Source organism: Fodinibius sp. GM21, assembly GCF_058386955.1.
In genome coordinates this window covers 749267-774452 of record NZ_JBYEIQ010000001.1, presented here as the reverse complement: position 1 = coordinate 774452, position 25186 = coordinate 749267, and the positions used below count along the sequence as shown (strand labels likewise).

Genomic DNA, 25186 nt, shown 5'->3' with positions numbered 1-25186 from the left:
AAGTTACCTCTTGTTTTTATTACGATTATTCGTTTTAAAATCTAATGTTTGGGAACGTCTTTGTTTTTAATCTCTGTAGTGAGATTAGAAAGAAATTCAGAAAAATCAAAAGTTCCAATATCCCCTTCTTTGTGGCGACGAACCGATACGGTTCCATCTGACTCTTCATCACCACCTACTATTAACATATATGGAATCTTGCTCGTTTCAGCATCCCGAATTTTTCCGCCTATTGGTTCACTTCTCGTGTCAACTTCAACGCGGACATCTTCTTCTTTTAACTTGGATGCACACTCAAAAGCATACTCATTAAAATCGTCTGAAACCGGTATAATTTGAACCTGCTTTGGTGCAAGCCAGACTGGAAAGTCACCGGCAAAGTGTTCAATTAGAATGCTGGTAAACCGTTCCATGGAACCAAACGGTGCGCGGTGAATAATGACCGGACGGTGTTTATTGTTATCAGATCCAACATACGTTAAATCAAAGCGTTCGGGCATTACATAATCTACCTGTATTGTGCCCAGTTGCCATTTTCGGCCAATAGCATCGCGGATGATGAAATCAATTTTAGGTCCATAGAAGCTCGCTTCTCCGCGTGCAACTTTATAGTCCAGATCCATTTCATCGGCTACCTCTTTAATTTCGCGTTCGGCCCGATCCCAAAACTCTTCAGCCCCTCCGTATTTATCTTCATTGTCATCACGGTAAGAGAGGCGGATATCCACGGGCATTTCAAAAGTACCGAATACGAGTTCCGTTAATTCAATTACATTGATGATCTCATCCTTGAGCTGGTCGTGTGTACAGTAGATATGAGCATCATCTTGCGTAAAACCGCGAACCCGCGACAATCCATTTAGTTCCCCGGATTGTTCGTAACGATAAACGCTGCCAAACTCTGCCAATCGCATTGGAAGATCACGATAACTGCGTAGTTCGTTCGAGTATATGCGATGATGATGCGGACAGTTCATCGGTTTTAGCAGATACCCTTCGCCGTCTTCTCCCATTTCAATGGGATTGTATTGGGACTCTCTATAATATGGGAAGTGGCCTGAGGTTCGGTACAATTCAAGATTCCCAATGTGTGGAGTAATAACTTCTTGGTAGCCCCGTTTTTTCTGCTCCTCTCGCAAAAATGCTTCAAGCGTACGTCGCAAAACGGTGCCGTTCGGCAGCCAAACAGGTAATCCCTGACCAACCATAGGATCGATCATATAAATGCCCAGTTCTTTTCCCAACTTTTTGTGGTCTCGTTTCTTAGCTTCCTCAACCTGTTCAATATGTTGGTTAAGCAATTTCTGCTTGGGGAAGGAGATTCCGTAAATTCGCGTGAGCTGTTCATTATTTTCATCTCCACGCCAGTACGCTCCAGCCAGACTGGTTAGTTTTACTGCCTTAATGCGACCGGTATCCGGAATATGGGGGCCACGGCACAGATCCGTAAAATTCCCCTGTTCATAAAAAGTAATATTGTCGTCTTCGAGATCCTCTATCAGTTCAATCTTATATTCGTTATCCACATCTTTGTAGAAGTCGAGCGCCTCTTCTTTGGAAATTGGTTTGCGAGTAAACTCGTTTTTCTCACGAGCCAATTCAATCATTTTGTTTTCTATCTTCTCGAGATCATCTTCGCGCACCATTTGATTTCCAAAGTCGATGTCATAATAAAACCCATTCTCGACAGGCGGACCGATAGCAAATTTCGCATTTGGATAAAGCTCTTGAATTGCTTCGGCCAAAACATGCGCAGACGAGTGCCAGAATGTGTATTTACCATCCTCGCTGTCCCAGGTATTAATTGTAATGGTACCGTCACGATTTATTGGTCGATCCAAATCCATGATTTCATCATCAAGTGTAATACTGAGGGCTTCACGAGCTAAACCCTTTGAAATTGATTCAGCAACTTCACGTCCGGTAGTTCCCTTTGGGAACTGTTTTTTGCTTCCGTCTGGAAATGTAATGGTAATCTGTTCAGGCATTAATAGATAAATATACGTTTATAAGATGTTAGTGCTTGTAAGCAATGCTTGTAAAGATATAAAAATTAGAAAACAGGCACAGATACATTTCTGGTAAATTAAAATCCGAAATAATAGTTTTATTTATTTGTTTAGAATTATACATTATCGCCGATAATAATCACGGCACGGATGGTATAGCTAAATAAAAGCATATAGAATTTAGGCGATGGAAAGCGATTCCCCCTCATTTTTTGATGACCAACCTATATTTATTCTTGATCATAAATCCTTAGCAATCTTAGACGTCAACAAGGCGGCAATAAATTGTTACGGGTATTCGCGCGATGAATTTCTTTCAATGGATGTATATGACCTTGGAGAAAAAGAAAAGAGAGTGGAGCTAATTGATGGAGCAACGGACAAAGATAACAGTGCAGATAAGATATGGGTACAACAGACGAAAGAAGGGGATACGCTCTATATTCAGTTTACTTACCATACATTTTACCACGAGGGGATTCCGGCCAAAATAGCTATTGCTCATGATGTTAGTGACTTGGTAGATAAGAATAAAGTTCGACGTGTGGAGTTTCCGAAATTTATTACTCACGAGTCGAACTTTCCGTTAGCAAGGATAGAGTGGGATGCCGACAAAAAAATTAAAGATTGGTCTGAAAAGGCCGAAGAGCTTTTCGGGTGGCGCGAAGAGGAAGTTATCGGGTGGGATAACTTCCTGGAGAAACTAATTGCCGATGATGAGATTGATCAGGCAAGAAAAAATCTGCAAGAAGCAATAGCAAACAGAAAGACTCATTATTCGGTGGAGGGAAAATCGCAAACAAAAAGTGGTGAAACCATCATTTGTGAGTGGCATAACTCTTTAATTTATGATGAGAATGAGAATCTGCATTCGGTACATTCACTTGTTACTGATATTAGTGAGCGCAAAGAATCGCAGAATTTATTTCGAACCCTTTCCGAGAAATCATTGGTCGGAGTTTTTCTTATACAGGCTGACCAATTCAAATATGTTAACCCGAGATTTGCAGAAATTTTTGGATACAGTCAGCAAGAAATTATTGATGAGTTTCAACCCCAGGATCTTGCTCATCCCGATGACAGGGGATTGATTATTGACAATATGAGAGATCGAATCAATGGAAATCCAGAAGCTGAAGAGGAATATGAGGTTAGGGGAGTTACCAACGGAGGGCGCGTTATCGATGCAAGTTTATACGGCTCCAAGACAATGTACCAAGGTAAGCCGGCTATTGTTGGCACCCTGGTTGATATCACCAAGAATAAAGAGGTATTTCGCAAGTATCGCTCCAGCGTAGAGACGTTCCAAAATCTTTTCGATTCGATAAGTGATGCCGTATATATACAAGATAGTAAAGGTCGTTTTCTTGAAGTAAATAGTGGTGCTGTAGCGATGTACGGGTATGATCAATCCTACTTTATAGGCAAGAAACCGAAGGCCTTGGCTGCCCCCGGTAAAGTGGATATGGATAAAATGAAAACCCATGTCGTGAAGGCTCTTGAGGGAAAAACACAAAGTTTTGAATGGTGGGGCAAACGAAAAAACGGTGAGATATTTCCTCAGGAGGTAGTTATCAGTAATGGAAGTTATTTTGGTGAAAATGCCGTGATAACGATAGCCCGTGATATTAGTGAACGATATGAGGCGGAAGAAGAGCTGCGCAAAAACGAAGAAATGTTCCGTCAACTTTTCCAAAATTCTCCCATTTCTATTGCGCTTTTGGATAAACGACAGGAGATCAGGCAGGTAAACCGTGCTTTTAGTGAAACTTTTGGTTATGGAACGGAAGAAATTAAGGGTCTCAATATAGATCAGCTTATTGTTCCCGAGCACGAGAAAAAAGAAGCTCGTGAAATCTCAAATACGATTTTTGAAGGAGAACCAGCTTTCCATTCGGGTAAAAGAGTATGCAAGGATGGAAGCTATGTGGATGTGCTGATTTATGGCGTACCGGTTATAGTCAATGATAAAACGGTCGCAATTTTTGGAATTTATGTCGATATAAGTGACCGAAAGGAGGCTGAGGAGAAGATAAAAAAGTCTTTGAAGGAGAAGGAAGTGCTATTGGCGGAAATCCATCATCGCGTAAAAAATAATTTGGCAGTCATAACCGGTTTGCTTGAGCTGCAAGCATTTAATACCAACTCGGAAGAGGCTGCTGATGTACTTGAAATTAGTCAAATGCGAGTGAATTCAATCGCGTTAATTCACGAAAAGCTCTATCAAAATGAAAACTTATCGGAGATCAGTTTTGAACAGTATTTACAAGAATTAACTGAGGTTATTTTGTCTTCGATGGGTACTTCAAAAACCGATATAGATGTTTTGATGAATGTTGATCCGGTTAACCTTGCAATAACCCAGGCAATACCGTGTGGACTTATTTTGAATGAAATTATTACCAATTCGTTCAAGCATGCATATCCAGAGAGAGAAAAAGGTAAAATAGAAATCAACTTAAATAGGAGAGGGGATAAGATCTATCTCTCAATTATGGATGATGGAAGAGGTATACCGGATCAGATTGATCTTGAAAATCCGGAGTCATTGGGCATTAAATTAATACATACACTTTCCGAACAGTTAGATGCCGAGGCTGAATTCAGCAATAAAAATCCGGGAACTAAATTTGCACTACACTTCACATTAGAGCATTAATCTTTGGGCAGCAAGCCCAACAATTTTATTGATTTATTGATTAATTTGGTTTTCAATTTCTTTCATCTTTCTGCCAAATTCTTCCCAGTTGCCATCTTTCAGCGCTTCTTGAGCCTCACTCCAAAGGGATTGCAACTGTGAATAATCTTTAGTTATCTCTCTTTCAGGTTGGTCTGGGAGAGCCGTGGTTGTATCAACTTCTGCAGTAGCAATTCGCTCGTCACGTTTACCATAGAGTGCTTCGATAGATTGCCAGAGTGTTGGCTGCATGGCAATTTTTTCGCCCGTCGTAGCAATGACACGCTGCAGCTGGGGGATGTCAACACCTTCAGCAATCAGAAAGACCGGTTCTACGTAGATGAATGAATCCTCAATCGGAATTACCATCAAGTTGCCTCGAATAACGCGCGATCCACGCTGATCCCACAGTGCCAGCTGACGTGATATTTCGGTGTCCTGATCGATACGTGCTTCAATCTGGGCCGGTCCCAAAATAAGACGGTCTTTAGGTAGTTGATAAACCGATACTTCACCATAGTTGGGGTAATCAGAATTTGCAGCCATCCATCCAATCATATTGTCACGATTGTTTGGCGTAAGCGGACTAATCAATAAATACTGCAGTTCTTTCTGGTCCGGAAGCTTCGTAAGGACATAATAGGGTTCCATTTTGATGGATTGGCCCCCGTATTTTTCATTTGGGCGGGTCCACAGGTCTTCATTATTGTAAAATACCTGTGGTTCGGTCATGTGATATTTGTTGTACTTATCTAATTGGACTTTAAAATAATGGATTGGGTATCGAACATGCTGTTTTAGCGTTCCCGGCATATCATCAATAGGCTTAAACATGTTCGGGAAAATATCCTTATACATATTTAATATGGGATCGTTATCGTCGGAAACATAAAATTCTACCGACCCATTATAGGCATCTACAACCACTTTAACTGAATTTCGGATATAATTGAACGAATTGTTAAATGGTTCGGAATAGGGGAAGTTGGCCGATGTGGTATAGGCATCCTGTATCCAGTATAACTTTCCTTCATTTAAAACTACATAGGGATCATCTTCCATCCGCAGAAAAGGGGCTATTTTCTTGACTCGATCTTGAATACGTTTCCAGAAAATAATCTTGCTGTCATCCTTGATGTAATCGGTCAACAGAATGTTGATATCCCCAAAGTTCCATGCAAATAGTAAGCGTTTAAAAATATTGCCAATAGGCACACCACTGCTACCTTGATAGTTTGTATAGACGTTTTCGTCTCCCTGGGGATAATCAAGCTCCCGGATATTGGTATTGACGATTTTGTAGTCGTCGTTATGTTCTCCATAATAAATGGCAGGTTGATCAACCTCCAGTCCTATATCACTTACCGGTGGTATATCTTTGATGGCAAGGCGGGGATCACCTTGCGAGCCCTCTTGCGCCACGGGACTCATTACCAATCCATACCCGTGAGTGTATTGTAATCGTCGATTTACCCAGGTGTCTGAACCCTCAGGCATTTCCTCCGAAAGTTCACGTGCTGCAACCATCATTTGGAGGTATCCTTCATTGGTGTGGTAGCGATCTACATCTACGTTATAAAATTGGTAATAAAGTCTTATTTCCTGCAGCTGCCGATAGGTTTGTATCAACAGCCTTGGATCCCACAACCGGATATTTTCAATGGTTTCCTCATTACGTTCGATAGTGGGCCAGCCCATCTCTTCAGATGGTTGCGCGCTGTAGGGCTGAGTTTTCATTTCATCGAGGGCATAGGCCTTACGAGTTTGCTCTATACTGTTCTCGATATATGGCTCCTCAAGTTGCAGCTCACTTGGTTGTACTATAAATTTCTGAACCATGCCCGGTAATAATCCATTACCTATTACGCCAATCAGAATGGTACCGGCAGCTGCATAGACAATCCATTTAAATCGATCCTTGTATAATTGAAAGAATGAGAACAATCCCATAAGGAAGGTGAGTCCGCAAAGAAGCCAGATAACCGGCAGTTGAATATTGATATCTACATAGCTGGCACCATATACTGCTCCGGTCGAGTTATAAAGCAGGTTATAACGCTCAAGATAATAGCCCCATGAAAGCAGTAGAAACCAGATTCCTAAATTGATAAAGATATGCTTCTTAACATTTTTACTAGCGCTTAAATTACGTATGGATTGCAGGGAAAGAGCCCCCGAATAGATATACAGGATGATTATACCCACAGTGATAAAAAAGACCAGCGACGTTAAGCTGTTTTGGATAAGCTCCAAGAAAGGGAGTCGAAATACGTAAAAACCGATATCATGACCGAAGACAGGATCGACCTGGCCGAACATTTCACTCCAGTGAAACCGAAAATAGGTATCCCACCGCATGAAAAACGCCAGCGAAAAGAAAACACTTATCGCTGCTCCTGCCCCATAGAATACCGTTTTAATTTTTTTTGGGTCGATTTCGTGCAGTTTTAGCTGGGCCAATGGGGACTGTCCAAAATGCATGGTGCTGAATTTCTTTCCCAACTTGCCCATGTTTGGGAGCACGTAAATAAGGGCTGTTACCAGCGCCGTAATAAGGAGCAATGCTTGCGTTATCTTAATGGTCCAAAAGACCTGATCGTATCCTAGGTTATCCAACCACATCCATTCGATAATCCAATCCGAAAATACCCCAATCAGTACGACTATAAGTAGCAGGGGAATAAGAATCCGAAATAGTTTTGATGATCCTAACGACTTATCCATGTTGTATCTATTAATCTCTGGTTTGATTTGCCACCGCTCATTTTAGCAGATATAAAATAGCAACCATTTCGTAGAAATAAGAATTTCACTGGCAATTAAAAGTTAATACCCGCTACTACTCTTTAACTGTAATGGGTTAAAATTCTATTATTAAACCAAAATGGTTAAACTTTGATATTTTAAACTATAATGGTTATATATTAAAAAAGAAAAATACCTTATGGAGAAATTACTCGTCTTAATCGGTGATATAGAAGATTCCAAGTCAGTTAAAGATAGGGATCGCGAGGCTTTGCAGGAGATATTATTGGATGAGTTGCAAGACCTTAATACGAAGTATAAAGAAAGTATCGTATCTCCTTACACAATTACGCTTGGGGATGAATTCCAGGCAGTGTTTGACAGGGCTGATACAGTTTTTGTGCAGATGTTGAAAGTAATGTCAGCCATACATCCGATAGGTGTACGGTTTTCTTTGGCGGTGGGAGATATAGATACGCCCATCAATACCGAGCAAGCTATTGGGATGGATGGCCCGGTTTTTCATCGGGCTCGGCAGGGTATAAAAAAACTCAAGGAAAACGGATATATATTTCATATTGGATTTGAGGAGGATTCGCCTGAACTGCGCGTTATAAATAACAGTTTACAGCTTTTATCAGGAGAAATGAGAGGATGGAACAATAGGCGTTTGATCATCTTACACATGATGAAAGAAGGATACGACTACAAGGAAATTTCTGAGGCCCTTGAAATTTCGAAACCGGCCTTTTACAAAAATAAAGATGCCGGTATGCTGGATGTTGTGGGTGAGTTAAGCGATAATATTGCGGAAGTGATAAATCAAAAATTAATGTAATGAACTACGCTATATTTTTTGGGATTCTAAATGTAATCCTGCTCTCCAGGCTACACCTTATCTCTCGAGACGAGGGAATAAATCGATCGGATTTATGGATAATGACGATCATCCCGCTATTGAGTTTGCCGTTTTTATCGATAAGTCTAAGCTGGGTGCTATTGGCTTTTTATTTGATCGGATATCCAATTTTAATGTGGATGCTGGAAGAGCAGAAAGCAAGAGTAAACCGGAATCGCATGCTGATGCTGCTAATGCATATCATTGTGATAGCATTTTTATGTAGCCCCATGTTTGAGCTATCAACAAATGAATTGGCAGCTAATCTCTTAGCCGTGATTGATGACGTATTTTTCCCTGATACTGGTTTAACCGGTAGTCTGGCAGGAGTTATCCATCTATTTATCTTTGGACTTTTGATGGTGTTAAATGAAGCTAATATTATATTGCGATATGTGCTAAAGGTGGCCGGATTAAAATCATTGGGCAAGACAAAAGAAGTTGATAAAAAGGAATACAATACGGGACGAATAATCGGGTTGCTGGAGCGCATTTTTGTATTCCTGTTTGTACTCTTAAATCAATTTGCGGCGATCGGATTTATTTTAGCCGCTAAAGGTGTTACACGATTTAAAGATTTTGAAAGCCGCACCTTTGCTGAATATGTTTTGATTGGGACTTTGCTTTCAGCTCTGTTGGCCTTGGGAATTGCTTTTCTTGTAAAATCAGCCCTGATATAGATAAAGAGGGTTGTAGGGATTATTATTACAATTCAAAGTGGTTTTTTTGATAATACCCCCTACTTCTAACCCCTTATTTTTATGTAATTTATGTTAAATCAAAAGAGGTGGAATTAGTAGCCGTTTCTTTTGGTATTTAACTGTTGTCAAAAGGACTACAGTAAATATTAAATTTTATGAGGTTTAACATGGATCCAAAATCAGGAAAAAAGGCTAAGAAAGCCGAAAAGAAAAAAGCTCAAAAGACTTCTTCATCCAAGAAAGAGGAGGTCAATAGAAATCCCAAAAGCAGTAATAGATAAGCTGAATACTGAGCTATTATAGTTAGTACCAGTAATATTTACAGGGGCATTGGTACTTTCTTTTTAAAAATACGAGAAGGAGGGATTGATGCCCTTAATTTTTGGGAAGACCCATATATAGGGTCGTATTTGCTTATTTTGCCATAAGTAATTGTAATAATTGGCTTTATGAATAAGTCCTTTTAAAAAAAGGAGTGAAAACTATAGTTAAGTGATATGGTGTAAATGTATGACTAACAATAAAATACAATATTTTATATAAAACACTTATAGGGAGCACAAGATGTACGTGATTATTGAAGCTTATCATCAAAATAACCGATGCTTCAATTAAATCAGGAGCGTAGTTGTGCCATTAATCCTACGAAGAAAATGCCAAATATAAGTGCCACAATTCCTTCTACGGTCATCAGGTAAGTCGCAATAAAATCAAGACCTATACCAATGTAAGCTTCCAGTAGATCCAGCCATTTATCAATCATAACTGCAGGGGTTAATTTGGGTTTGAATACCTGCATTATATACTGCCAAGATTACAAATGTTCCCCCATTTAGCAAAGAATAGTAAAGTTACCGGGTGGGCTACGTGTTTAAATCTATTAAAAAAGACTTTAAGTATTATTTATCAAGATAAATACCATCATCTTCAATTCGAATGATATTCTCTTTATAGAGCCGGCCAATCGCTTTTTTAAAGGTCTTTTTACTCATCTCAAGTCGACGGTGAATTTCGTCAGGATCACTTTTGTCATGAAGATCTAAATACCCGCCAACTTGTTTAAGTCGATTTAGGATAAAATCGGCATTGGGACCCACTTTTTTATATCCTATGGGACGAAGGGTGACGTCAATCTTATTATCATCTCTGATCTGCTTGATATATCCTGTTGTTTGTTCCCCGGTATATACGTCATGATAAAACTCGTTGTGATATACTAGTCCCTCATGTGTTTCATTGATTATCACCTTGTAGCCAAGATCTGTTTCATCCCATATCCATAGATCTACTTTATCACCTTCTTCAACCGCAATATTTTCGTTATCCAAAAATTTGTCCAGTTTTGCGCTGGCTGCAAGGCGATCGGTCTTTTCATCCAGGTACATATACACCAGGTATGATTGTCCTTCTTGCATATTTCCAACCTGCTCTCGATGAGGCACAAAAAGATCTTTATCAAGTCCCCAATCGAGATACGCACCGTGAAAGTTTGCGTCTTTCACTTTAAGAAAAGCAAAGCTCTTGAGGGTTATTTTGGGATCCTGCATGGTGGCGGTAATGCGTTCTTCACCATCCTTATAAATAAATACACGAACATTTTCACCTTCCTGTAAGTCCCGAAAGGCAAGTTTGTTGGGGAGCAGGACTTCTTCATCGCCGCGGGTGGAGGTGTTCTGAAGAAAATAGCCGTATTCTGTTGTGCGTGCGACGTTGAGTGTTTGGTAGGTACCGAGATTGAACATGTAAATGTTTGAAATGAAGGGTGAAACTGAATGCGGTAAGATAAGGGCCTAAGCAGTGATTCCCCAACAAAAATTCTACAGTTTATTTTCCAAGAAGCATATCAATATAAAGATCTTTAACAGCAGGTTTTGCTTCCCGGAATGTTTTAAAGGACAGGTGTTTATAGGGCTGGGTAGTATCGACTTTAATTCCCCATAACGGACTCATATTCGTGGGGAGCATGGCATAACGACCATCGCCGATAATATTTTTCTTATCGGGATGTTGTATCAAATAACCTTCAGAAAGTTTGTCGAAACGCTGAATATCTTTATAAAGCGTTGTTCCTTGAAACTCATCATACTGTTGTTTCCAGTTAAGCAAAGGTGCTGCATCGCCTTGGTAGACCTTATTTTTGAACAAGCCAAGGCGAACTCCATCAGCATAAAGAGTGTCTTGGGATACATAACGGATGCTCCATAACAGCTGATTACCAAGTGTCGGTTTTACTACGAGTTGTTCTATTTCGTGATTCTGTTGCTCGGCTATTGCTTTTGCAATGGATTTACCGCGGTGCTGTTGTATTACGGCTAATGATAGATAGAGGCCAATCCACCCCCATACAAACCAGCTTATCTTGGGATTTTTTTTGTAAAGCGTAAATATGACGAGTCCCAAAATGACGGCAGAAAAAAGGGGATCGAAAACCGAAATTAGATCCCATGAATAACGGGTATCTAAGAAAGGCCAAAGTAGCTTTGTCCCGTAACTGGTAAATGTGTCTACAATGCCCGCAGTAGCGTAACCTAAAAAACTGAGCAGATAGATTTTTAGAAATGATATTTTCTTGCGGAAAAAGTACCAAAGCAATCCCGCTGCAATAAGGGCACCTACGGGAATAAAGACAAAGGAATGAGAAAACTGGCGATGGAGTTCAATATTCAGCAGAGGATCTGCCGAATCAATAATAAATACATCCAAAATCAGCAAGCATAGCAGATATAATACCAATGATAGCTGCGGGACGTAACTCCTCTTTTGATACTACTGACTGAGATACTGAGGCGCCAATAAGGCCATGCGTAACGGGATCCATTCTTACGATCTATGGTCAATGTTTAACAAACGCCCAAGATAGTAAATTTACGGGTAGCAGGTGAAGGACAATCTCTTACTCTTCTTCCGTACTGTTGTCAACAAAAAGAATGGTGACTAATAAAATAGAATCTCGTATTGCTCTGAGTGAATGCGGTTGGTTACGGCTCAGGTATAACCAGTCGCCGCTGGTTAGCACATGTTTTTCGCCCTCAACACCAAATTCGGTTTTTCCCTCTAAACACTGAACCGAAATTTGCCCGTTAACGCTATGTTCGGTTATATCTTTTTCTTTGGGAATCACCATCCGTATGACTTCCATATCCTGTGTTTTCATCAACGCGAGGGTAGCATCTTCGGGCAAATCACTGGGGGGCGTATAAAGATTTACGACTTCTGCGGGATTTATTTTTCTCTGAGCCATAGTCAGTAATTTTCTTTTGAGGGTCTGTTAACCCAAGTAATGTAACATGCAGTCAGAAAACTGCAAAGGAGAGAAGCTAATTAAGATCGATTTCAAAGAGTTTATTCGGACTATTAAATCCTGAAAGGTTAACAATTTCTTTGAATTGAAATCCGAGTTTTGTGAGTACTTTTATCGATTGTTTATTATCAGGATGAGTAATAGCTGCTATGCGAGACAATTTCAGTTCCTTACCGGCATAGTCGATTACAGCCCGGCCGGCTTCGGTGGCATATCCATGTCCCCAGTATTTCTTGAGTAAAGCGTAACCCAGATCCGGTATTTCGAGAACTGCTCTTTTTTTAAGTCCGCAAATACCTATTGAAGAATTGGATGCGGTTTCCTTTACCAAATAAAGACCATATCCGTGCTTTTCATAACTAGATATGGGACCATCTTCCAAATATGCTAAAGCTCCTTCGCGATTCTTTATACCTTTGTCTCCAATATATTGGTGAAAAGCCGGCTCGTTTAATAAGTCTAAAATAAATAGCGCGTCACTCGGTGTAAGTTCTCGGATAGTTAATCGCTCAGTTTTAAGGATAGTCATAATGAGGCCTACATGTTACAGTGCTTTTCGAGAGCCGAAATATCTTCTTCTGTAAGCTGGAGATTTGCCATATTTTGTTTACCCATCATGCTATACATTATTGATTTTGGATTATTGACATGGTCCAGTCCCAAAGCATGTCCCACTTCGTGAGCCAACACAGTTTTGAGCTGAGCACGATTGCCAAACTGATAAATATTTATCTGCTGATTGTTACCTTGTTTAACAAATCGTCCTTGGTCAAACTTTCTGGGCTTGCTAAAACGATCATTATATTCTGCTATTAAGTTATTATGCTCCTTAATGAGTTCATTTAGCTGTTTGGTCTTGGCATTAGTTCGTTCTCTTAGTGATGAAAGACTTTGTTTTTTTCGTTTCAACGAAGCCTCAAGAGTGTTAATCTCCTGTTCAAGGGTTTTAAACCTGGCAACAATATTTGATGTTGCTTCTTTCCCGTCCCTCTCTTTTGCCAATTTATTATATGCTTCGATCTTGCTGTTGTATTCATTTAACGTTTGGCGAACATCTTGTTCGGCTTTCTCATATCGATCAGAGAGCCGCTCATATTCGCGCTCAACGACAGAGGCCCGCTGCTCTTTTGCCGTAATGCGATCCGAAAATTGCCGTTCTGCATCTGTTAGTTTTTGTTCCTCACTGTAGACTAGATTTAAAGCTATTCGGCCATCTTGGGAAAAATTGATCAAGTCTTTCTTTAATGATGACTCCCATAATTCCTCAACCTCATCCATGATCTCAACCACCTCTTTTTGAGTGATATCAAAGCGTGAATCGATATTTCCAAGTCGATAGGTGAGTGGTTCTTGGCAAGGAGAAGAAGATGTTTGATCAGAAGTCTCTATGGTCAATCCATCGCTAAAAAACAGCCATCCCCCAAAAAGAACTAGAATAAAAAGGGTTGAATAAATCTTGGAATTCACTGTATTGAGTAATTATGATTCTGCTTGCCGGGCAAGGTCCATAACAGCTTTCGTATATAAACGACTGGGATTATATCGTAACACAGCTGTTTCGATATCACCTGTCCGCTCCTTAAAATATGCCAGATAATTACCGACCGACATGATATTATTATTCATGTCAAAAATATCCTCTCCCACAAACCATTTATTAAGTGAATAGGGGATAAACTGAGCAAATGCCATAGCCCCGGCATAGCTCGATTTTAAGTCCAGTACATCAATATTATTACGTTTGGTGAACTCCAAAAGCTCCTCGATTTGAGCTTTGGCAAAATCCTGGCGATATCCGTTAGCATACATCGACACATATGCATTAAAAGGGTTATAGGAACCAATATTTTCGCCAAAATCCGATTCTATTCCAATGATAGCAGCAATAACAGAGGAGGGAATCCCGTATTTTTGTTCTGCTTTTTTCAGCTGACTGGAGTGATTTGCCATAAAGGCATCAATTTTACGGGCTTTATCCTCAAAATTTAGTACTCTTTTATACGAGTCAAGACTTTGCGATTTGCGCTCCGCAGATTTTGTGAATCGATCGACGATATCTTCATACAGTTCAAAGCGGGGATCATCCAGTAATGATTTTACATCAAACCCTTTTTGCTCAAGATACGAGATAAGGTTTGTAAGGTTTTCATTATCAGGATCCTCATACGCCAAAGCAGGGGTGGTGAGCATTAAAAGAAGAACATATACCAAGTAGGCTTTGAGTCGTCTGAAGAACATAATATTGCCTTTGTTTTTTAATAGCCGCGTCTTTATGTAGTTATGAAAAATTAGGCCCAAATGGAAGCCATTTTACATAAATTAAATGCTTGTAAAAATGTTATTATTCGGCCTCCTGTTGATCCCGAACCTTCGCATTCCAGGATTGTTTCAATGCTTTTAAAAATACTTCTGTTTCACGGGCACCTGATACGGCAAATTTTCGATCGAACAGGAAAAAGGGTACTCCGGTGATATTGATATTTTGGGCAAGCTGTATATCGTGATTAACCGTGTTAGCATATTTCTCACTCCCCAGTATGCTCTTCGCCTCAGTCGGATCGATTCCGATGCCCTCTGCCAACGCAATAAGCGTTTGATGATCTGCAATATTTTTCCCGTCGGTAAAGTAAGCTTTAAAAAGCGCTTCTTCCATCTCGTTGGCCTTCCCTCGATCTTTGGAAAATTGTATCAGTCGATGGGCATCGAATGAATTAGCGACTACAGCCTGATCCATATTGTATTCCAATCCTTCATCGGCCGCCATATCAGTGACCCTTTGATTCATTTGTCGAGCCTGTTCGAGCGACCAGCCTTTGGCATCTGCCAGATACTGGTTGATATTGGCATGGGGATCGGTTTCCATATCTGGATTCAACTGAAAGCTGCGCCAGGTTATTTTAACCTCGTTGTTATATTCAAAATTTTCTAAGGCATTTTCGAAGCGCCGCTTGCCGATATAGCAAAAGGGGCACATGATATCGGACCAAATTTCTACTTCCATACAGTTGTTATCTTGGTATTTAACTTAATTTTAGATTAAATAATCAAAATGCTTCCAAAACCATTCGTTTTAAGTCCTCTTGCGTGTTAATAATTTTGGCAAGAAGGTATACGGAAAAAAGTATATGCACTTTTTGGATTTAATTCCCAAGAAAGTCGAGCACATTATGCAAAGTACTGGTGTCTGTTTTATAGAGTTCTGTGTAATGACATTTTAAACAGGTAACGGTTGTAAACTTCTGGGTTTGAATGTTAAAAAATTTTGAAAAAAATCCACCGGTTCCGGATACTTGTCCGGTTTCGAAACTTCGATTTTGACACTTGGGACATTCCCAATTTGATTTAGGCATTTTAGTAAGAATTTATGTTAAATGAATTTGATTTCTAATGGTAGAAAAACACCTTTCAAAATCCAAGATGTCTATTAATGGGTATTGAATTGCACGAAGAAATTACTTGCTTAGTGAAATAGATAATCTGCCAGTATGTTGTCATTGTGGATCGATAATTTGTAGCTACACTGGAATCTGGATATCAGAACTGTGATATTGACTACAGCTCGGATATATCAATCAATTTTGAACTACCAACAACAAAAACCTTCATGGAATTAATATCAATTTTGTACATCATTCTCGGCCTGATTCTAGGCTATACGATTGCCTATTTCAAGAGTAAAGGCAGTCAGGCCTTGAGCAAAGAAGAGGCTGATAAACTGGAGAAAGAGCGAGAGCAGGCAATGCAGACGATATCACGCCTGGAAGAGCGCAATGAACGACTTGATGCCGAGGTTTCTGAAGCCAAGAATAATTATCATAAAGAACAGAGCCGGGCCAATGAAGCAGAGAAAGAAAATGTCCGCCTTAAATCGGTGAATGATAATTTGAAGGAACGCCTCGATGAGCAAAAGGAAGAGATGAGAAACCTGCAAGAGCGATTTAAAGATGAGTTTGAGAACTTGGCGAATAAAATCCTTGAGGAAAAATCAAAGAAATTTACCGAGCAGAATAAAGAAAAGCTTGATCAGCTTTTGAAGCCGCTTGGCGAAAAAATGGAGGAGTTTAAGAAGAAAGTAGAGGAAACACATAAAGAAGATATTGAAGGACGCAGTTCGTTGAAACAGCATCTGGAACATCTAAAAGAGATGAATCAGCAGATGGCGCAGGAAGCAAAGGATTTGACCCGTGCCTTAAAGGGGGATTCGAAGACGCAGGGGAGCTGGGGCGAAGTAATTCTGCAGCGTATTCTTGAGAAGTCTGGATTAACGAAGGGCAGGGAGTATGAAATACAGGAAAATCATCGTAGTGAGGACGGTCGCAACTTATATCCTGATGTTGTTGTATATCTGCCGGATGAAAAACGGTTGGTGATCGATTCCAAGGTTTCGCTGAAAGCATATGAACAATTCAGTTCAGCAGAAAATGAAAAAGAGCGTCAGCAAGCTTTAAAACAACACGTGAGTTCACTTCGCAGTCATGTAAAGGGACTTAGCAGCAAAAATTACGAGCAGCTTTATGGTGGAAACAGCCCTGATTTTGTGTTGATGTTTGTCCCGATTGAGTCAGCTTTTGGTGTAGCGCTACAACAGGATTCCAGCCTCTATTACGATGCTTTTGACAAAAACATCGTGATTGTAAGTCCCTCTACGCTGCTGGCAACACTTGCCACTATCGACAGCGTGTGGAAGCAGGAATATCAAAATAAGAATGCCCAAAAAATTGCTGAACGAGGCGGAAAATTGTATGACAAGTTTGTGCTTTTTGTTGAAAGTCTTGAAGAGATCGGCATGCGTATTCGCCAATCGCAGGAAAGCTATGATCAGGCAATGAATAGACTTAAAACCGGCAGGGGCGATTTGATTGGGCAAGCCGACAAGCTGCGAAAATTGGGTGCCAATAACAGCAAAAAACTATCCCCTAGTATGCTTGACCATGAAGAATCGCCTGATACTGCCGATGATGGAATAGAAGAAAAAGAATCTGATTAAAAATTTTCTTTTTGCGTTAAGCTTTTCATATTCCGCCTTATGCAAAAATCAATTCTTTTTTTCTGTTTACTGTTGGGAGTCTCATTTTCAGCTGATGCTCAGAGCGAGATTAGCATCAGTCGTCCGTTTGGCAATGATCAGCGCAAAACCGTCTCAAAGGCTCGAAGCATCGCCTTAACCAACACCGCACTTTCTATTGGAGCAGGTGTAACAGCTGTTGCACTCTTTGAAAACAACACCGTTCAAAAAACGGGGGCTTATCTTTCGCTTTATGGTATCGTGGTCGGAGCATCCACCGGAAATTTTTATGCCGAAGATTATCCTCGCGGAGTTATCGGAATGGGAGCCAGGGCAGTAGGGACAATTTTATTAGTGGATGGCACAAGGGAGATTTTTGGTCAGCGTTTTGCCAATACCTTGGGGGTGGATGATAAAAAAGTATCACTTACTGATACCAAAATGTTGATTGGGGAGGGGCTTGTTTTAGCTGGATTTATTTATAATATGATAAGTTTAAATGCCTCTGTAAAAGAGTATAATTCTGGGGGCAGAAGATTCTCACTTAATGTAACTCCAGCTGTCGTTAATGATGAGGTTGCTCCGGTGCTCACTGCAAGTCTTCGTTTTTAGAAGAGTTTAGTCCTTTGTGGGTTCGTACGCCAGTGGTTTTACAAGAGAGGCTAGCGTATTGCCGTCATGATTGGATATGGCGGCATACCAGATGTTATTCCATTTCCAGGAAACAACATGTTTGCCGTTAACATTGCGGATATGAAAATCACGTGATTTTGTACACGTTTTTACAGCTTCTTGATTACGCACCAGCTGGCCAAACTGTTCTATTTTATCAATGTTGAAAGCAAAAATATAAATATACTGGTTTTCACCCGGCACATAATATTCCAGCATCGGTGCTTTAAAATTGGGAACAAACTCCTCGAAAACTACCCCTTTGAATTGAGCTTTATCTAATTCCGGGATGGTCATAGACATGTCATAATTTTGGGCAAGTTCAATTTCGGCTGATCCCAGACTGGCTGTGGAGATAGTGGGAGGGACCAGCTCGCCATCGTGCTTCATAAAATGTTGGTAAGCGTACTCTTCGATACTATAAGTAGTATCTTCAACTGTTGAGCTTCCATAATTCAAAAAGCTCCATATCGAAATCGTAAACACCACAATAGCTGCAGCAGCATAATACCACCATTTGGAATCTTCAGCAGATGCTGTATTATCGGTTTGTTGCTTTTGACTACTTACAGACTCTTTACTGTCAATATGGTAAGTTGCAGAAGCATCAGAAGCAGAGGTGTCGGAGGAGCAAAAATCTGATAAAAACTTCTTAAGCGAGTCTGGAGCGTTTGCAGACGGACACCGATTACTTATGAGTGTTTTAATCCGTTTCATAGACTCATATTCGTGCTTCAGCTCGTCATCATTTGCGATGTATTCGAGAAATGCATCGCGCTCCTCAGCACTAACTTCATTGTCAACTACGGGAGTTAAAAGCTCCAGTGCTTCCGTTTTTGTTAATTTACGATCCATAATTTTTTATGCTCATCTGATAGGTATCTAATAGATTTGCCGATAACCTATCTTCCCAACATAGTCGCTAAATCTTGTGTTCCAATTCTGATCTAATTTTTACATCTAAATGGATATAAAAAAGGGATCTATTTGCTCATCAACAAATAGAATCCTTGCAACATCGGAAGATCTGTGCCAATTTTTTGTTGCAGCCTTGAAGCTATGGTTCGATGATCTAATTGTTCTTCAATGACATAGTCATTTTTCGTAAGTAGTTTACGAAATTCGTTGATATCCTGATGTAGCTTAAGCTCTTCACCAACGGCTTTAACTCCAGTTTTAAATGACCATCGATGGTGAACCGGAAGCTCATTCAAGGCAAAATGTGTGGTGATTAATGCGGGTTTATCTGAAAAATAATCCTGCATGTGGTTTAGGATGGTCCCGACAAGATCTGTATGCAGATAATCGAAGAAGCCTTCAGCAATAAAAAGGGTTTTTTTATCCCGATGAATATTTGAATTAGAGCCAAATGGTAATTTCTGTTGACTTTCTGTCAGGTGAGCACTGATAATATCGGGATGCTTGCTGTTCGGATAATATCTATGTAAAAACTGTTGCTTGAGTTTAGCCATATGAGGCACTTCAAACTCAAAGCACGAGAATCCTTTTTGCGAATAGGTAAGTGCAAGGTCATCAAATCCTGCTCCGAGGACAATAACTTGTTCATACCCATCATCTATTAACTCATTTGCAAATTGCCGAATGTAAAATTTGCGTGCAATAATATGAAGCAGGTCACCCGGTAAGAGAAGTTCTTCAGACCAAATATATAATTGTCGGATCCAATGATGTTTAAGCCAGTAATGGTAATAATTTAATGGAGATGGCAAGCTCCGCACAACACGGTCATAAAAATTGACTACTGAATCATCAAAAAGGGATTGAAATGCAGGTATTCGAGTCAATCCATAAAATTTGATAGCGATAAACGAAGCCGTTTTGCTCAGCTGATCAGGTTTCATAAACTATTGATGGGCGATGGAAAATTGCGACCAAGGGTGTTCACTTGGCGGTGCCAGTTCAAAATGTACATGTTGTGTTGTTTTGGGATGTTCAAATACAAGTTCAACAGCCCTTAGCGCCATTGTGCGTCCATCAGGTTGGTTATTGCCATATTTATAATCGCCCCAAACGGGGTACCCCTCATGCGCCAGTTGCACGCGAATTTGGTGGGGACGACCGGTTTGTAGATGTATGGAGAGTAAATGCAGGTCATCTGATTCTTCCAGTTTTGCAAAAGAAAGTTCAGCTCGTTTTCCCTTTTGTTGATTGCCGGTTACGACCTCAACAATATTTGTTTCTCGATTTTTGTGGAGGCGATGTGTCAGGACTCCATTTCGAGGCGGAGATCCCGTCGTTACCGCCCAATAGGTTTTTTGTATAGTCTGGTCGCGAATCTGTTTCGAGAGGTTATCGGCGGACTTTCTATTTTTTGCAAGTAGCATGAGCCCGCTTACCGGGCGGTCGAGACGGTGAATTAAACCCAGAAAAGGGATATTATTTTTTGCTCTGCTCAGATATTGCCTGCACAACGTCAAAACATCTGGATCGCCGGTTTGATCTTCCTGGGATAGAAGACCAGCCGGTTTATCAATGAGAAGCAGGTGCTCATCTTCGTAAATAATAGGAATATTGGGATCAGTTTGGGTCTGTTTCATGATAGTGAATGATATCTGGCTGCAATCTACTTTTAGCTATGCAAAACTAATGATTTTAAATACAGCATCGAAGTAGAAGTACAGTGATAAATCTCTAGAAATAAAAAGGAAGCGTTTCCAATCACGCATCAGTATCAGTAAATTTACAGTCGTCATTTGATCAGTAGAATCTAAAGTATTTTAGCGAATGAGTGATAGTGACAGCACCGATGTGGATGTCGGAGAGAAAGTTGATAATCTCCCGCTTTCACCGGGAGTGTATATGTTTAAAGATAAAAATGATCGACTGCTTTATATAGGCAAGGCAAAACGGCTACGCAACCGTGTGCGTTCCTATTTTCAAAACTCCAGTGACCATGACGGACGCATTCGCGTAATGGTACGTAAGATTGATGACCTGGAAGTTATTGTTACTGATTCTGAGGCTGAAGCACTTATTCTTGAAAATAACCTGATCAAAAAGCATCACCCTCGGTATAATATTCTATATCGGGATGACAAATCATATCCGTACATCTGTGTAACTAATGATGAACGCCCGCGCGTTTATCCTACTCGCACGGTGATTAATGACGGGAGCAAATATTATGGTCCGTATGATAGTGTCACTCATATGAAGCGCATGCTGGACACCATTCGGAAGGCATTTGATCTATGTACCTGCGCGGTTTCACGCAAAAATATTGACCGAACCAAAGGTCCCCCAAAGTGGCATTCCTGCTTTGATGATTACCTTGAAAGCTGTTCCGGTGATTGGGATCTGGAGAAATATCAGGCAACCATTGATAAGGTAGAACGGATGCTCAACGGTAGAACAGATGCTCTGATCCGTGATCTTAAAGAGGAGATGTCTATTGCCTCGGATGCGCTTGAGTTTGAGCAGGCTGCTCAAATACGTGATAGTCTTGAAGCCGTCAAAAAATACAGCAAGAAGATGAAGATGGTGGCTGATAAAAAGGTGGATCGTGATCTTTTTGCTGTCAAGGTGGATGAAGAGATTAATGAGGCTTGCGGAGTGCTGTTTAAGGTTAGAGAAGGAAAACTAATCAGCAAATTTCATCGGTTTCTGAAGAATATTGAGCATCTCCAAAAGGGAGGGATGTTGCAGTCATTTGTCGAGGATTACTATACCGGTCAGCATGCGGGGGGGATTCCCGACGAAGTATATGTAAGTGATGAACTGGTCAATGAGGAACCGTTGGCGCAGTATTTATGGGAAGAACGGGGTAAAAAAGTACGAATACATCGTCCCCAACGCGGAGAAAAGGCCAAGATGATTCGCATGGCACTCTCAAATGCCAAGTATCTACTGGGCGAACGTAAACTGGAAAAAGAAAAGGCAGCTCAGAAACGGATTCCACATTCGGTAAAAGAACTGAAGGAGCAGCTCGATCTTCAACGGTTGCCTCGGCGTATTGAATGTTTTGACAATTCAAACTTGCAAGGTAGTGATCCGGTTGCTTCCATGGTTTGTTTTGTGGATGCGCGTACCAAAAAGAGCGAATATAAGCGATTCAATATTAAAACAGTGGAGGGCCCTGATGATTTTGCATCCATGAAAGAGGTGCTAAGCCGACGCTATAAAAGGGTTATGGATGAGGAGCAGCAAATTCCAGATCTTATAGTTGTGGACGGGGGAAAGGGGCAGCTGAGCAGTGCCGTTCAGGCTCTCAAAGAGATTGGTTTTTATGGGGAATGCGAAATTGTTGGATTGGCTAAGCGGTTGGAAGAAGTGTTTGTGCCCGGAAAATCCAATGCTATCATGATCCCCAAGAAATCATCAGCGCTAAAATTATTGCAGAAGGTAAGAGATGAAGCCCACCGCTTTGCCGTGTCCTTTCATCGTAACAAACGCTCAAAGCGGACGATTAAGACTGAGCTCACCCAAATTAATGGTATTGGTAAGAAGACAGCACAACAGTTGCTCAAGGAATTCGGTTCTGTTAAATCTGTACAGAATACCACACTTTCGGATTTGCAGGAGGAAATTGGAGAGAAAACCGGTCAGAAAGTATATCAATACTTTCATAATTCATCATCCGAAGAAGAATAAGTATAATTCTTATCTATTAGAGATTTATTTCCAGCGTGGTTGCTATCTGGATGCTTAAGGAGCCGAAAGAAGGCATAATGTTGTTTTTAGGTATTATATCTCTTAAATCATTGTATAGAATAGATTATTTTCTTTTACTAATGCGTTCTGTCAGGGATAAAGGTTTCGGCATAAATATTGCAATCACTGTACTTGTAACATTAACATGTGATGGAAAATCGGTTGATCTTCAATTACAATGTTTAAAACAATGTTGATAAAATGATCTTAACCGATGAGGAACATATAATTCTAAAGTTCGTAAGTACATCACAGGATGGCAATGAACTCTTTGTAAATAAAATTATGTTCTGATTACAGGATAAGGTCAATATGCGGGCAATAGTTACCTATTGCTTGCAGAAGGGACTTAATTTACTTAAATCAGACGTGAGGTTACTATGAAACTCGAACAGTCAAAACACATAAGTAAAAAATATCAGCAGCTGGATGATAAGGATCTGGTTCGATTTTACCGTCAAAACGGTGACGAACAGGCGTTCAGTGAATTAATGAACCGTCACCAGACAAAAATATACTCCTACATTTACAGTATGGTAAAAGATGGGGGAAAAGCTGATGATATTTTCCAAGAGACATTTACAAAAGTTATTACTAAAATGGATGATACGTATAATGAACAGGGGAAATGGATCGCCTGGGTGATGCGTATTGCTCATAATGCAACAATCGATTATTTAAGAAAACAAAAACGGTTTGTGGACGTTAGTTCTAACTACGACAAAGAATCAAATACTGATTTCTATGATCGTTTGCCTGATGAAGATCTTATCAGCGCACAGGAACAGCTCGAAAAAGATGAAGCGAAAAATAGCTTAATGCGTCACATTGACGAGCTTCCTGAGGAACAACGCCAAGTAGTTATGCTGCGACATTATTATGAAATGCCGTTTAAAGAAATTGCAGAACTTACAGACGTTTCTATTAACACCGCACTGGGACGTATGCGGTATGCGCTGATAAATCTTCGAAAACTTTTTGATAAAGAAAAAGAACAAGAAGAAAACAGTTATGCGGAACGAGGATAATAATGATTGTATTCGGTACCTGATGAAGGAGATGGACCCTTCTGAAGAACTATTAATGGAACGGGCCATGATGGAGGATGAGGATCTGCTCATTGAAGTAGAAAGCATGCGGCAGACCCTCAAAAAGCTTGACCAACTGCCTGAGGTTAAGCCTCCATCTGATGTTACCGAAGCCATAAAGGAAAAAGCTGCTGAACAAGCCGAGAAAAATCGCAATCAGAATCAGACCTTCAGGCCGGCCTATAAGTATGCTGTGGCTGCAACATTGGCCCTTACTCTTACCGCCGGCGGAGCTTGGTTTTTTATCGGCAGTGGAGATAAAAAATCTAACAATTCGGAGCAAGCAACTACGGCTTCTGTTTCAGCACCTGACGTTACTCAAACGCAAGGTATTAATCAGGCAAGTACCGGGAACACCGGCTCTAATTCAATACACTTTGCAGAAAATAACCTCCAAAAGCAGCCAACTGCGACTACTCCTGAAACCAGTAACATCGATCCGTGGATTGACCGCGAGGATATCCTCCGTTTTGAGGATCAGTTTTCCAATCAGCAAGAACAATTTCAGACTATTTTACAGAGATCCACTGAAAGACTGCAGCTTATCCAAGAACCGTCTATTCAAAATAACCGGGTCAAATCAATACAATTGACAGGATCGAAAAATTAAGTATTGTTTTTTAAGCGCTAAAGCTTCTATACTTCTCTATCTGACACATAGCGATTTAAATGGATAGAGGATGATTACCCATACCGAAGCAATAATTTTCAAATCTGTAGATTACCAAGAATCCAGTAAAATAGTTACGGCTTTCACCCTTGAACACGGTAAAATTGCCCTGATGGTTCGAGGTGTCAAAAAGCCAAAAAGCAAGTTTTCGGGACTAATCGAAATTGGTAACATTCTGGATGTCGTTTATTACTACAAATCGTCCCGCTCGGTACAGATTCTGTCAGAAGCAAGTTATTCAGTAAAAAATAAAAACTTACGCTCTGATTTTGAGAAGATGGCCACTATGACTTCGGCCATTGAACTGATAAGTCAGCTGTTACATGAGGATGAGATCAACAAACCGTTATTTAAATTTACAAAGAAGATGCTTAGCTGGCTTAATTCTGCGGACGTACATCCCCCTGGACTTTTTCCGTATATTCAAATTCGGCTTGCTGAATTAACAGGTATTGGACTTCAACTGGATGCTAATAATGGAAATAACAAAACGAACTATTTGAACCTTGAATCCGGTTTAGTTACTAACGAACAGGTTTCCTCGCATTCGTATAAATTAACCCCAAATCAGTTCACCTACATTCGAATAGCATTACTGACAAAAAGTTCTACATTGTTTAATATAGATTTTGGAACGGGTGAATTGCGACAGCTGATTGAGCATCTCGATCGTTACTTGAAATATCATGTGGAAGGACTTAAGGCTCGAAAATCTGATGCCATTTTTGAACAAATATTGCAGGAGTAGA

Annotated in this window: 25 protein-coding genes; 10 read left to right on the top strand and 15 right to left on the bottom strand. The window is 40.3% G+C overall.

Annotated elements, in window-relative coordinates:
* Window positions 1-41 precede the first annotated feature (41 nt).
* Window positions 42-1988: a threonine--tRNA ligase gene (gene thrS, locus ACT3IB_RS03220; RefSeq protein ID WP_491537583.1), complete on the bottom strand. Its 1947-nt coding sequence runs from the start codon at window positions 1986-1988 to the stop codon at window positions 42-44.
* Window positions 1989-2196: 208 nt separating this feature from the next.
* Here thrS and ACT3IB_RS03215 point away from each other — a divergent pair, with 208 nt between their 5' ends.
* Complete coding sequence (locus tag ACT3IB_RS03215) at window positions 2197-4668, top strand: PAS domain S-box protein (protein WP_491537582.1); 2472 nt, start codon at window positions 2197-2199, stop codon at window positions 4666-4668.
* Window positions 4669-4701: 33 nt separating this feature from the next.
* On the opposite strand, the gene ACT3IB_RS03210 is transcribed toward ACT3IB_RS03215, so the two are convergent.
* The gene (locus ACT3IB_RS03210) at window positions 4702-7410 is read right to left on the bottom strand and encodes a UPF0182 family membrane protein (protein WP_491537581.1); all 2709 of its coding nucleotides are present in this window, start codon (window positions 7408-7410) and stop codon (window positions 4702-4704) included.
* 220 nt (window positions 7411-7630) lie between these two features.
* Between ACT3IB_RS03210 and ACT3IB_RS03205 the strand changes: the two genes are divergently transcribed.
* The 3 genes from ACT3IB_RS03205 (at window position 7631) to ACT3IB_RS03195 (ending at window position 9009) form a co-directional block, all read left to right on the top strand.
* Window positions 7631-8269, top strand: a complete 639-nt coding sequence (locus ACT3IB_RS03205; RefSeq protein WP_491537580.1) for a SatD family protein — start codon at window positions 7631-7633, stop codon at window positions 8267-8269.
* A gap of 94 nt (window positions 8270-8363) precedes the next feature.
* On the top strand, window positions 8364-8555 hold the full coding sequence (locus ACT3IB_RS03200) for a hypothetical protein (RefSeq protein ID WP_491537579.1): 192 nt from the start codon (window positions 8364-8366) through the stop codon (window positions 8553-8555).
* Window positions 8556-8559: 4 nt separating this feature from the next.
* Window positions 8560-9009: a hypothetical protein gene (locus ACT3IB_RS03195; protein ID WP_491537578.1), complete on the top strand. Its 450-nt coding sequence runs from the start codon at window positions 8560-8562 to the stop codon at window positions 9007-9009.
* A 637-nt stretch (window positions 9010-9646) separates the two neighbouring features.
* Here the strand turns inward: ACT3IB_RS03195 and ACT3IB_RS03190 are convergent.
* From ACT3IB_RS03190 to ACT3IB_RS03145, 10 genes are all read right to left on the bottom strand, one after another.
* The gene (locus ACT3IB_RS03190; RefSeq protein ID WP_491537577.1) at window positions 9647-9793 is read right to left on the bottom strand and encodes a hypothetical protein; all 147 of its coding nucleotides are present in this window, start codon (window positions 9791-9793) and stop codon (window positions 9647-9649) included.
* A gap of 136 nt (window positions 9794-9929) precedes the next feature.
* Complete coding sequence (locus ACT3IB_RS03185; RefSeq protein ID WP_491537576.1) at window positions 9930-10772, bottom strand: CvfB family protein; 843 nt, start codon at window positions 10770-10772, stop codon at window positions 9930-9932.
* Between the two features lie 82 nt (window positions 10773-10854).
* Window positions 10855-11733 (bottom strand): metal-dependent hydrolase, encoded by an 879-nt coding sequence (locus tag ACT3IB_RS03180; RefSeq protein ID WP_491537575.1) that lies wholly within the window; start codon window positions 11731-11733, stop codon window positions 10855-10857.
* Window positions 11714-11848: a hypothetical protein gene (locus ACT3IB_RS03175; protein WP_491537574.1), complete on the bottom strand. Its 135-nt coding sequence runs from the start codon at window positions 11846-11848 to the stop codon at window positions 11714-11716. The genes ACT3IB_RS03180 and ACT3IB_RS03175 overlap by 20 nt, the downstream gene beginning before the upstream one ends.
* Window positions 11849-11923: 75 nt before the next feature.
* Window positions 11924-12271, bottom strand: a complete 348-nt coding sequence (locus ACT3IB_RS03170; RefSeq protein ID WP_491537573.1) for a cupin domain-containing protein — start codon at window positions 12269-12271, stop codon at window positions 11924-11926.
* Window positions 12272-12347: 76 nt separating this feature from the next.
* A complete protein-coding gene (locus tag ACT3IB_RS03165; RefSeq protein WP_491537572.1) occupies window positions 12348-12860 on the bottom strand; it encodes a GNAT family N-acetyltransferase in 513 nt (170 codons plus the stop codon).
* Between the two features lie 8 nt (window positions 12861-12868).
* A complete protein-coding gene (locus ACT3IB_RS03160; RefSeq protein WP_491537571.1) occupies window positions 12869-13798 on the bottom strand; it encodes a matrixin family metalloprotease in 930 nt (309 codons plus the stop codon).
* Between the two features lie 12 nt (window positions 13799-13810).
* Entirely contained in the window at window positions 13811-14569 is a 759-nt protein-coding gene (locus ACT3IB_RS03155) for a lytic murein transglycosylase (protein WP_491537570.1), read from the bottom strand.
* Window positions 14570-14672: 103 nt separating this feature from the next.
* Entirely contained in the window at window positions 14673-15332 is a 660-nt protein-coding gene (locus tag ACT3IB_RS03150) for a DsbA family oxidoreductase (RefSeq protein ID WP_491537569.1), read from the bottom strand.
* Window positions 15333-15471: 139 nt separating this feature from the next.
* Window positions 15472-15681: a zinc ribbon domain-containing protein gene (locus ACT3IB_RS03145; RefSeq protein WP_491537568.1), complete on the bottom strand. Its 210-nt coding sequence runs from the start codon at window positions 15679-15681 to the stop codon at window positions 15472-15474.
* A 254-nt stretch (window positions 15682-15935) separates the two neighbouring features.
* Here ACT3IB_RS03145 and ACT3IB_RS03140 point away from each other — a divergent pair, with 254 nt between their 5' ends.
* The gene (locus ACT3IB_RS03140) at window positions 15936-17318 is read left to right on the top strand and encodes a DNA recombination protein RmuC (protein WP_491537567.1); all 1383 of its coding nucleotides are present in this window, start codon (window positions 15936-15938) and stop codon (window positions 17316-17318) included.
* A 39-nt stretch (window positions 17319-17357) separates the two neighbouring features.
* Window positions 17358-17948, top strand: a complete 591-nt coding sequence (locus tag ACT3IB_RS03135) for a hypothetical protein (protein WP_491537566.1) — start codon at window positions 17358-17360, stop codon at window positions 17946-17948.
* Window positions 17949-17954: 6 nt separating this feature from the next.
* Here the strand turns inward: ACT3IB_RS03135 and ACT3IB_RS03130 are convergent, their stop codons facing one another.
* From ACT3IB_RS03130 to ACT3IB_RS03120, 3 genes are all read right to left on the bottom strand, one after another.
* Window positions 17955-18863, bottom strand: a complete 909-nt coding sequence (locus ACT3IB_RS03130) for an anti-sigma factor family protein (RefSeq protein ID WP_491537565.1) — start codon at window positions 18861-18863, stop codon at window positions 17955-17957.
* A 128-nt stretch (window positions 18864-18991) separates the two neighbouring features.
* Window positions 18992-19870: a class I SAM-dependent methyltransferase gene (locus ACT3IB_RS03125; RefSeq protein WP_491537564.1), complete on the bottom strand. Its 879-nt coding sequence runs from the start codon at window positions 19868-19870 to the stop codon at window positions 18992-18994.
* Between the two features lie 3 nt (window positions 19871-19873).
* Window positions 19874-20566 (bottom strand): RluA family pseudouridine synthase, encoded by a 693-nt coding sequence (locus ACT3IB_RS03120; protein WP_491537563.1) that lies wholly within the window; start codon window positions 20564-20566, stop codon window positions 19874-19876.
* A gap of 187 nt (window positions 20567-20753) precedes the next feature.
* On the opposite strand from ACT3IB_RS03120, the gene uvrC reads away from it, so the two are divergent.
* The 4 genes from uvrC (at window position 20754) to recO (ending at window position 25185) form a co-directional block, all read left to right on the top strand.
* Window positions 20754-22619 carry an excinuclease ABC subunit UvrC gene (gene uvrC, locus ACT3IB_RS03115; RefSeq protein ID WP_491537562.1) on the top strand — a complete coding sequence of 622 codons (1866 nt, stop codon included), beginning with the start codon at window positions 20754-20756 and terminating at the stop codon, window positions 22617-22619.
* Between the two features lie 440 nt (window positions 22620-23059).
* Window positions 23060-23707, top strand: coding sequence for an RNA polymerase sigma factor (locus ACT3IB_RS03110; RefSeq protein ID WP_491537561.1), 648 nt, complete (start codon window positions 23060-23062; stop codon window positions 23705-23707).
* On the top strand, window positions 23691-24377 hold the full coding sequence (locus tag ACT3IB_RS03105; RefSeq protein ID WP_491537560.1) for an anti-sigma factor: 687 nt from the start codon (window positions 23691-23693) through the stop codon (window positions 24375-24377). The genes ACT3IB_RS03110 and ACT3IB_RS03105 overlap by 17 nt, the downstream gene beginning before the upstream one ends.
* Window positions 24378-24447: 70 nt before the next feature.
* Window positions 24448-25185 (top strand): DNA repair protein RecO, encoded by a 738-nt coding sequence (recO, locus tag ACT3IB_RS03100; RefSeq protein WP_491537559.1) that lies wholly within the window; start codon window positions 24448-24450, stop codon window positions 25183-25185.
* Window position 25186 lies beyond the last annotated feature (1 nt).

Coding starts and splice junctions, on each gene's coding strand:
- ACT3IB_RS03120 (WP_491537563.1), bottom strand. CDS start 20,566: ATGAAACAGACCCAAACTGATCCCAATATTCCTATTATTTACGAAGAT.
- ACT3IB_RS03195 (WP_491537578.1), top strand. CDS start 8,560: ATGTTTGAGCTATCAACAAATGAATTGGCAGCTAATCTCTTAGCCGTG.
- ACT3IB_RS03110 (WP_491537561.1), top strand. CDS start 23,060: ATGAAACTCGAACAGTCAAAACACATAAGTAAAAAATATCAGCAGCTG.
- ACT3IB_RS03130 (WP_491537565.1), bottom strand. CDS start 18,863: ATGGATCGTAAATTAACAAAAACGGAAGCACTGGAGCTTTTAACTCCC.
- ACT3IB_RS03140 (WP_491537567.1), top strand. CDS start 15,936: ATGGAATTAATATCAATTTTGTACATCATTCTCGGCCTGATTCTAGGC.
- ACT3IB_RS03165 (WP_491537572.1), bottom strand. CDS start 12,860: ATGACTATCCTTAAAACTGAGCGATTAACTATCCGAGAACTTACACCG.
- ACT3IB_RS03105 (WP_491537560.1), top strand. CDS start 23,691: ATGCGGAACGAGGATAATAATGATTGTATTCGGTACCTGATGAAGGAG.
- ACT3IB_RS03135 (WP_491537566.1), top strand. CDS start 17,358: ATGCAAAAATCAATTCTTTTTTTCTGTTTACTGTTGGGAGTCTCATTT.
- ACT3IB_RS03215 (WP_491537582.1), top strand. CDS start 2,197: ATGGAAAGCGATTCCCCCTCATTTTTTGATGACCAACCTATATTTATT.
- ACT3IB_RS03145 (WP_491537568.1), bottom strand. CDS start 15,681: ATGCCTAAATCAAATTGGGAATGTCCCAAGTGTCAAAATCGAAGTTTC.
- ACT3IB_RS03175 (WP_491537574.1), bottom strand. CDS start 11,848: ATGGATCCCGTTACGCATGGCCTTATTGGCGCCTCAGTATCTCAGTCA.
- ACT3IB_RS03155 (WP_491537570.1), bottom strand. CDS start 14,569: ATGTTCTTCAGACGACTCAAAGCCTACTTGGTATATGTTCTTCTTTTA.
- ACT3IB_RS03150 (WP_491537569.1), bottom strand. CDS start 15,332: ATGGAAGTAGAAATTTGGTCCGATATCATGTGCCCCTTTTGCTATATC.
- recO (WP_491537559.1), top strand. CDS start 24,448: ATGATTACCCATACCGAAGCAATAATTTTCAAATCTGTAGATTACCAA.
- ACT3IB_RS03125 (WP_491537564.1), bottom strand. CDS start 19,870: ATGAAACCTGATCAGCTGAGCAAAACGGCTTCGTTTATCGCTATCAAA.
- ACT3IB_RS03185 (WP_491537576.1), bottom strand. CDS start 10,772: ATGTTCAATCTCGGTACCTACCAAACACTCAACGTCGCACGCACAACA.
- ACT3IB_RS03190 (WP_491537577.1), bottom strand. CDS start 9,793: ATGATTGATAAATGGCTGGATCTACTGGAAGCTTACATTGGTATAGGT.
- ACT3IB_RS03200 (WP_491537579.1), top strand. CDS start 8,364: ATGGATAATGACGATCATCCCGCTATTGAGTTTGCCGTTTTTATCGAT.
- ACT3IB_RS03170 (WP_491537573.1), bottom strand. CDS start 12,271: ATGGCTCAGAGAAAAATAAATCCCGCAGAAGTCGTAAATCTTTATACG.
- uvrC (WP_491537562.1), top strand. CDS start 20,754: ATGAGTGATAGTGACAGCACCGATGTGGATGTCGGAGAGAAAGTTGAT.
- thrS (WP_491537583.1), bottom strand. CDS start 1,988: ATGCCTGAACAGATTACCATTACATTTCCAGACGGAAGCAAAAAACAG.
- ACT3IB_RS03210 (WP_491537581.1), bottom strand. CDS start 7,410: ATGGATAAGTCGTTAGGATCATCAAAACTATTTCGGATTCTTATTCCC.
- ACT3IB_RS03205 (WP_491537580.1), top strand. CDS start 7,631: ATGGAGAAATTACTCGTCTTAATCGGTGATATAGAAGATTCCAAGTCA.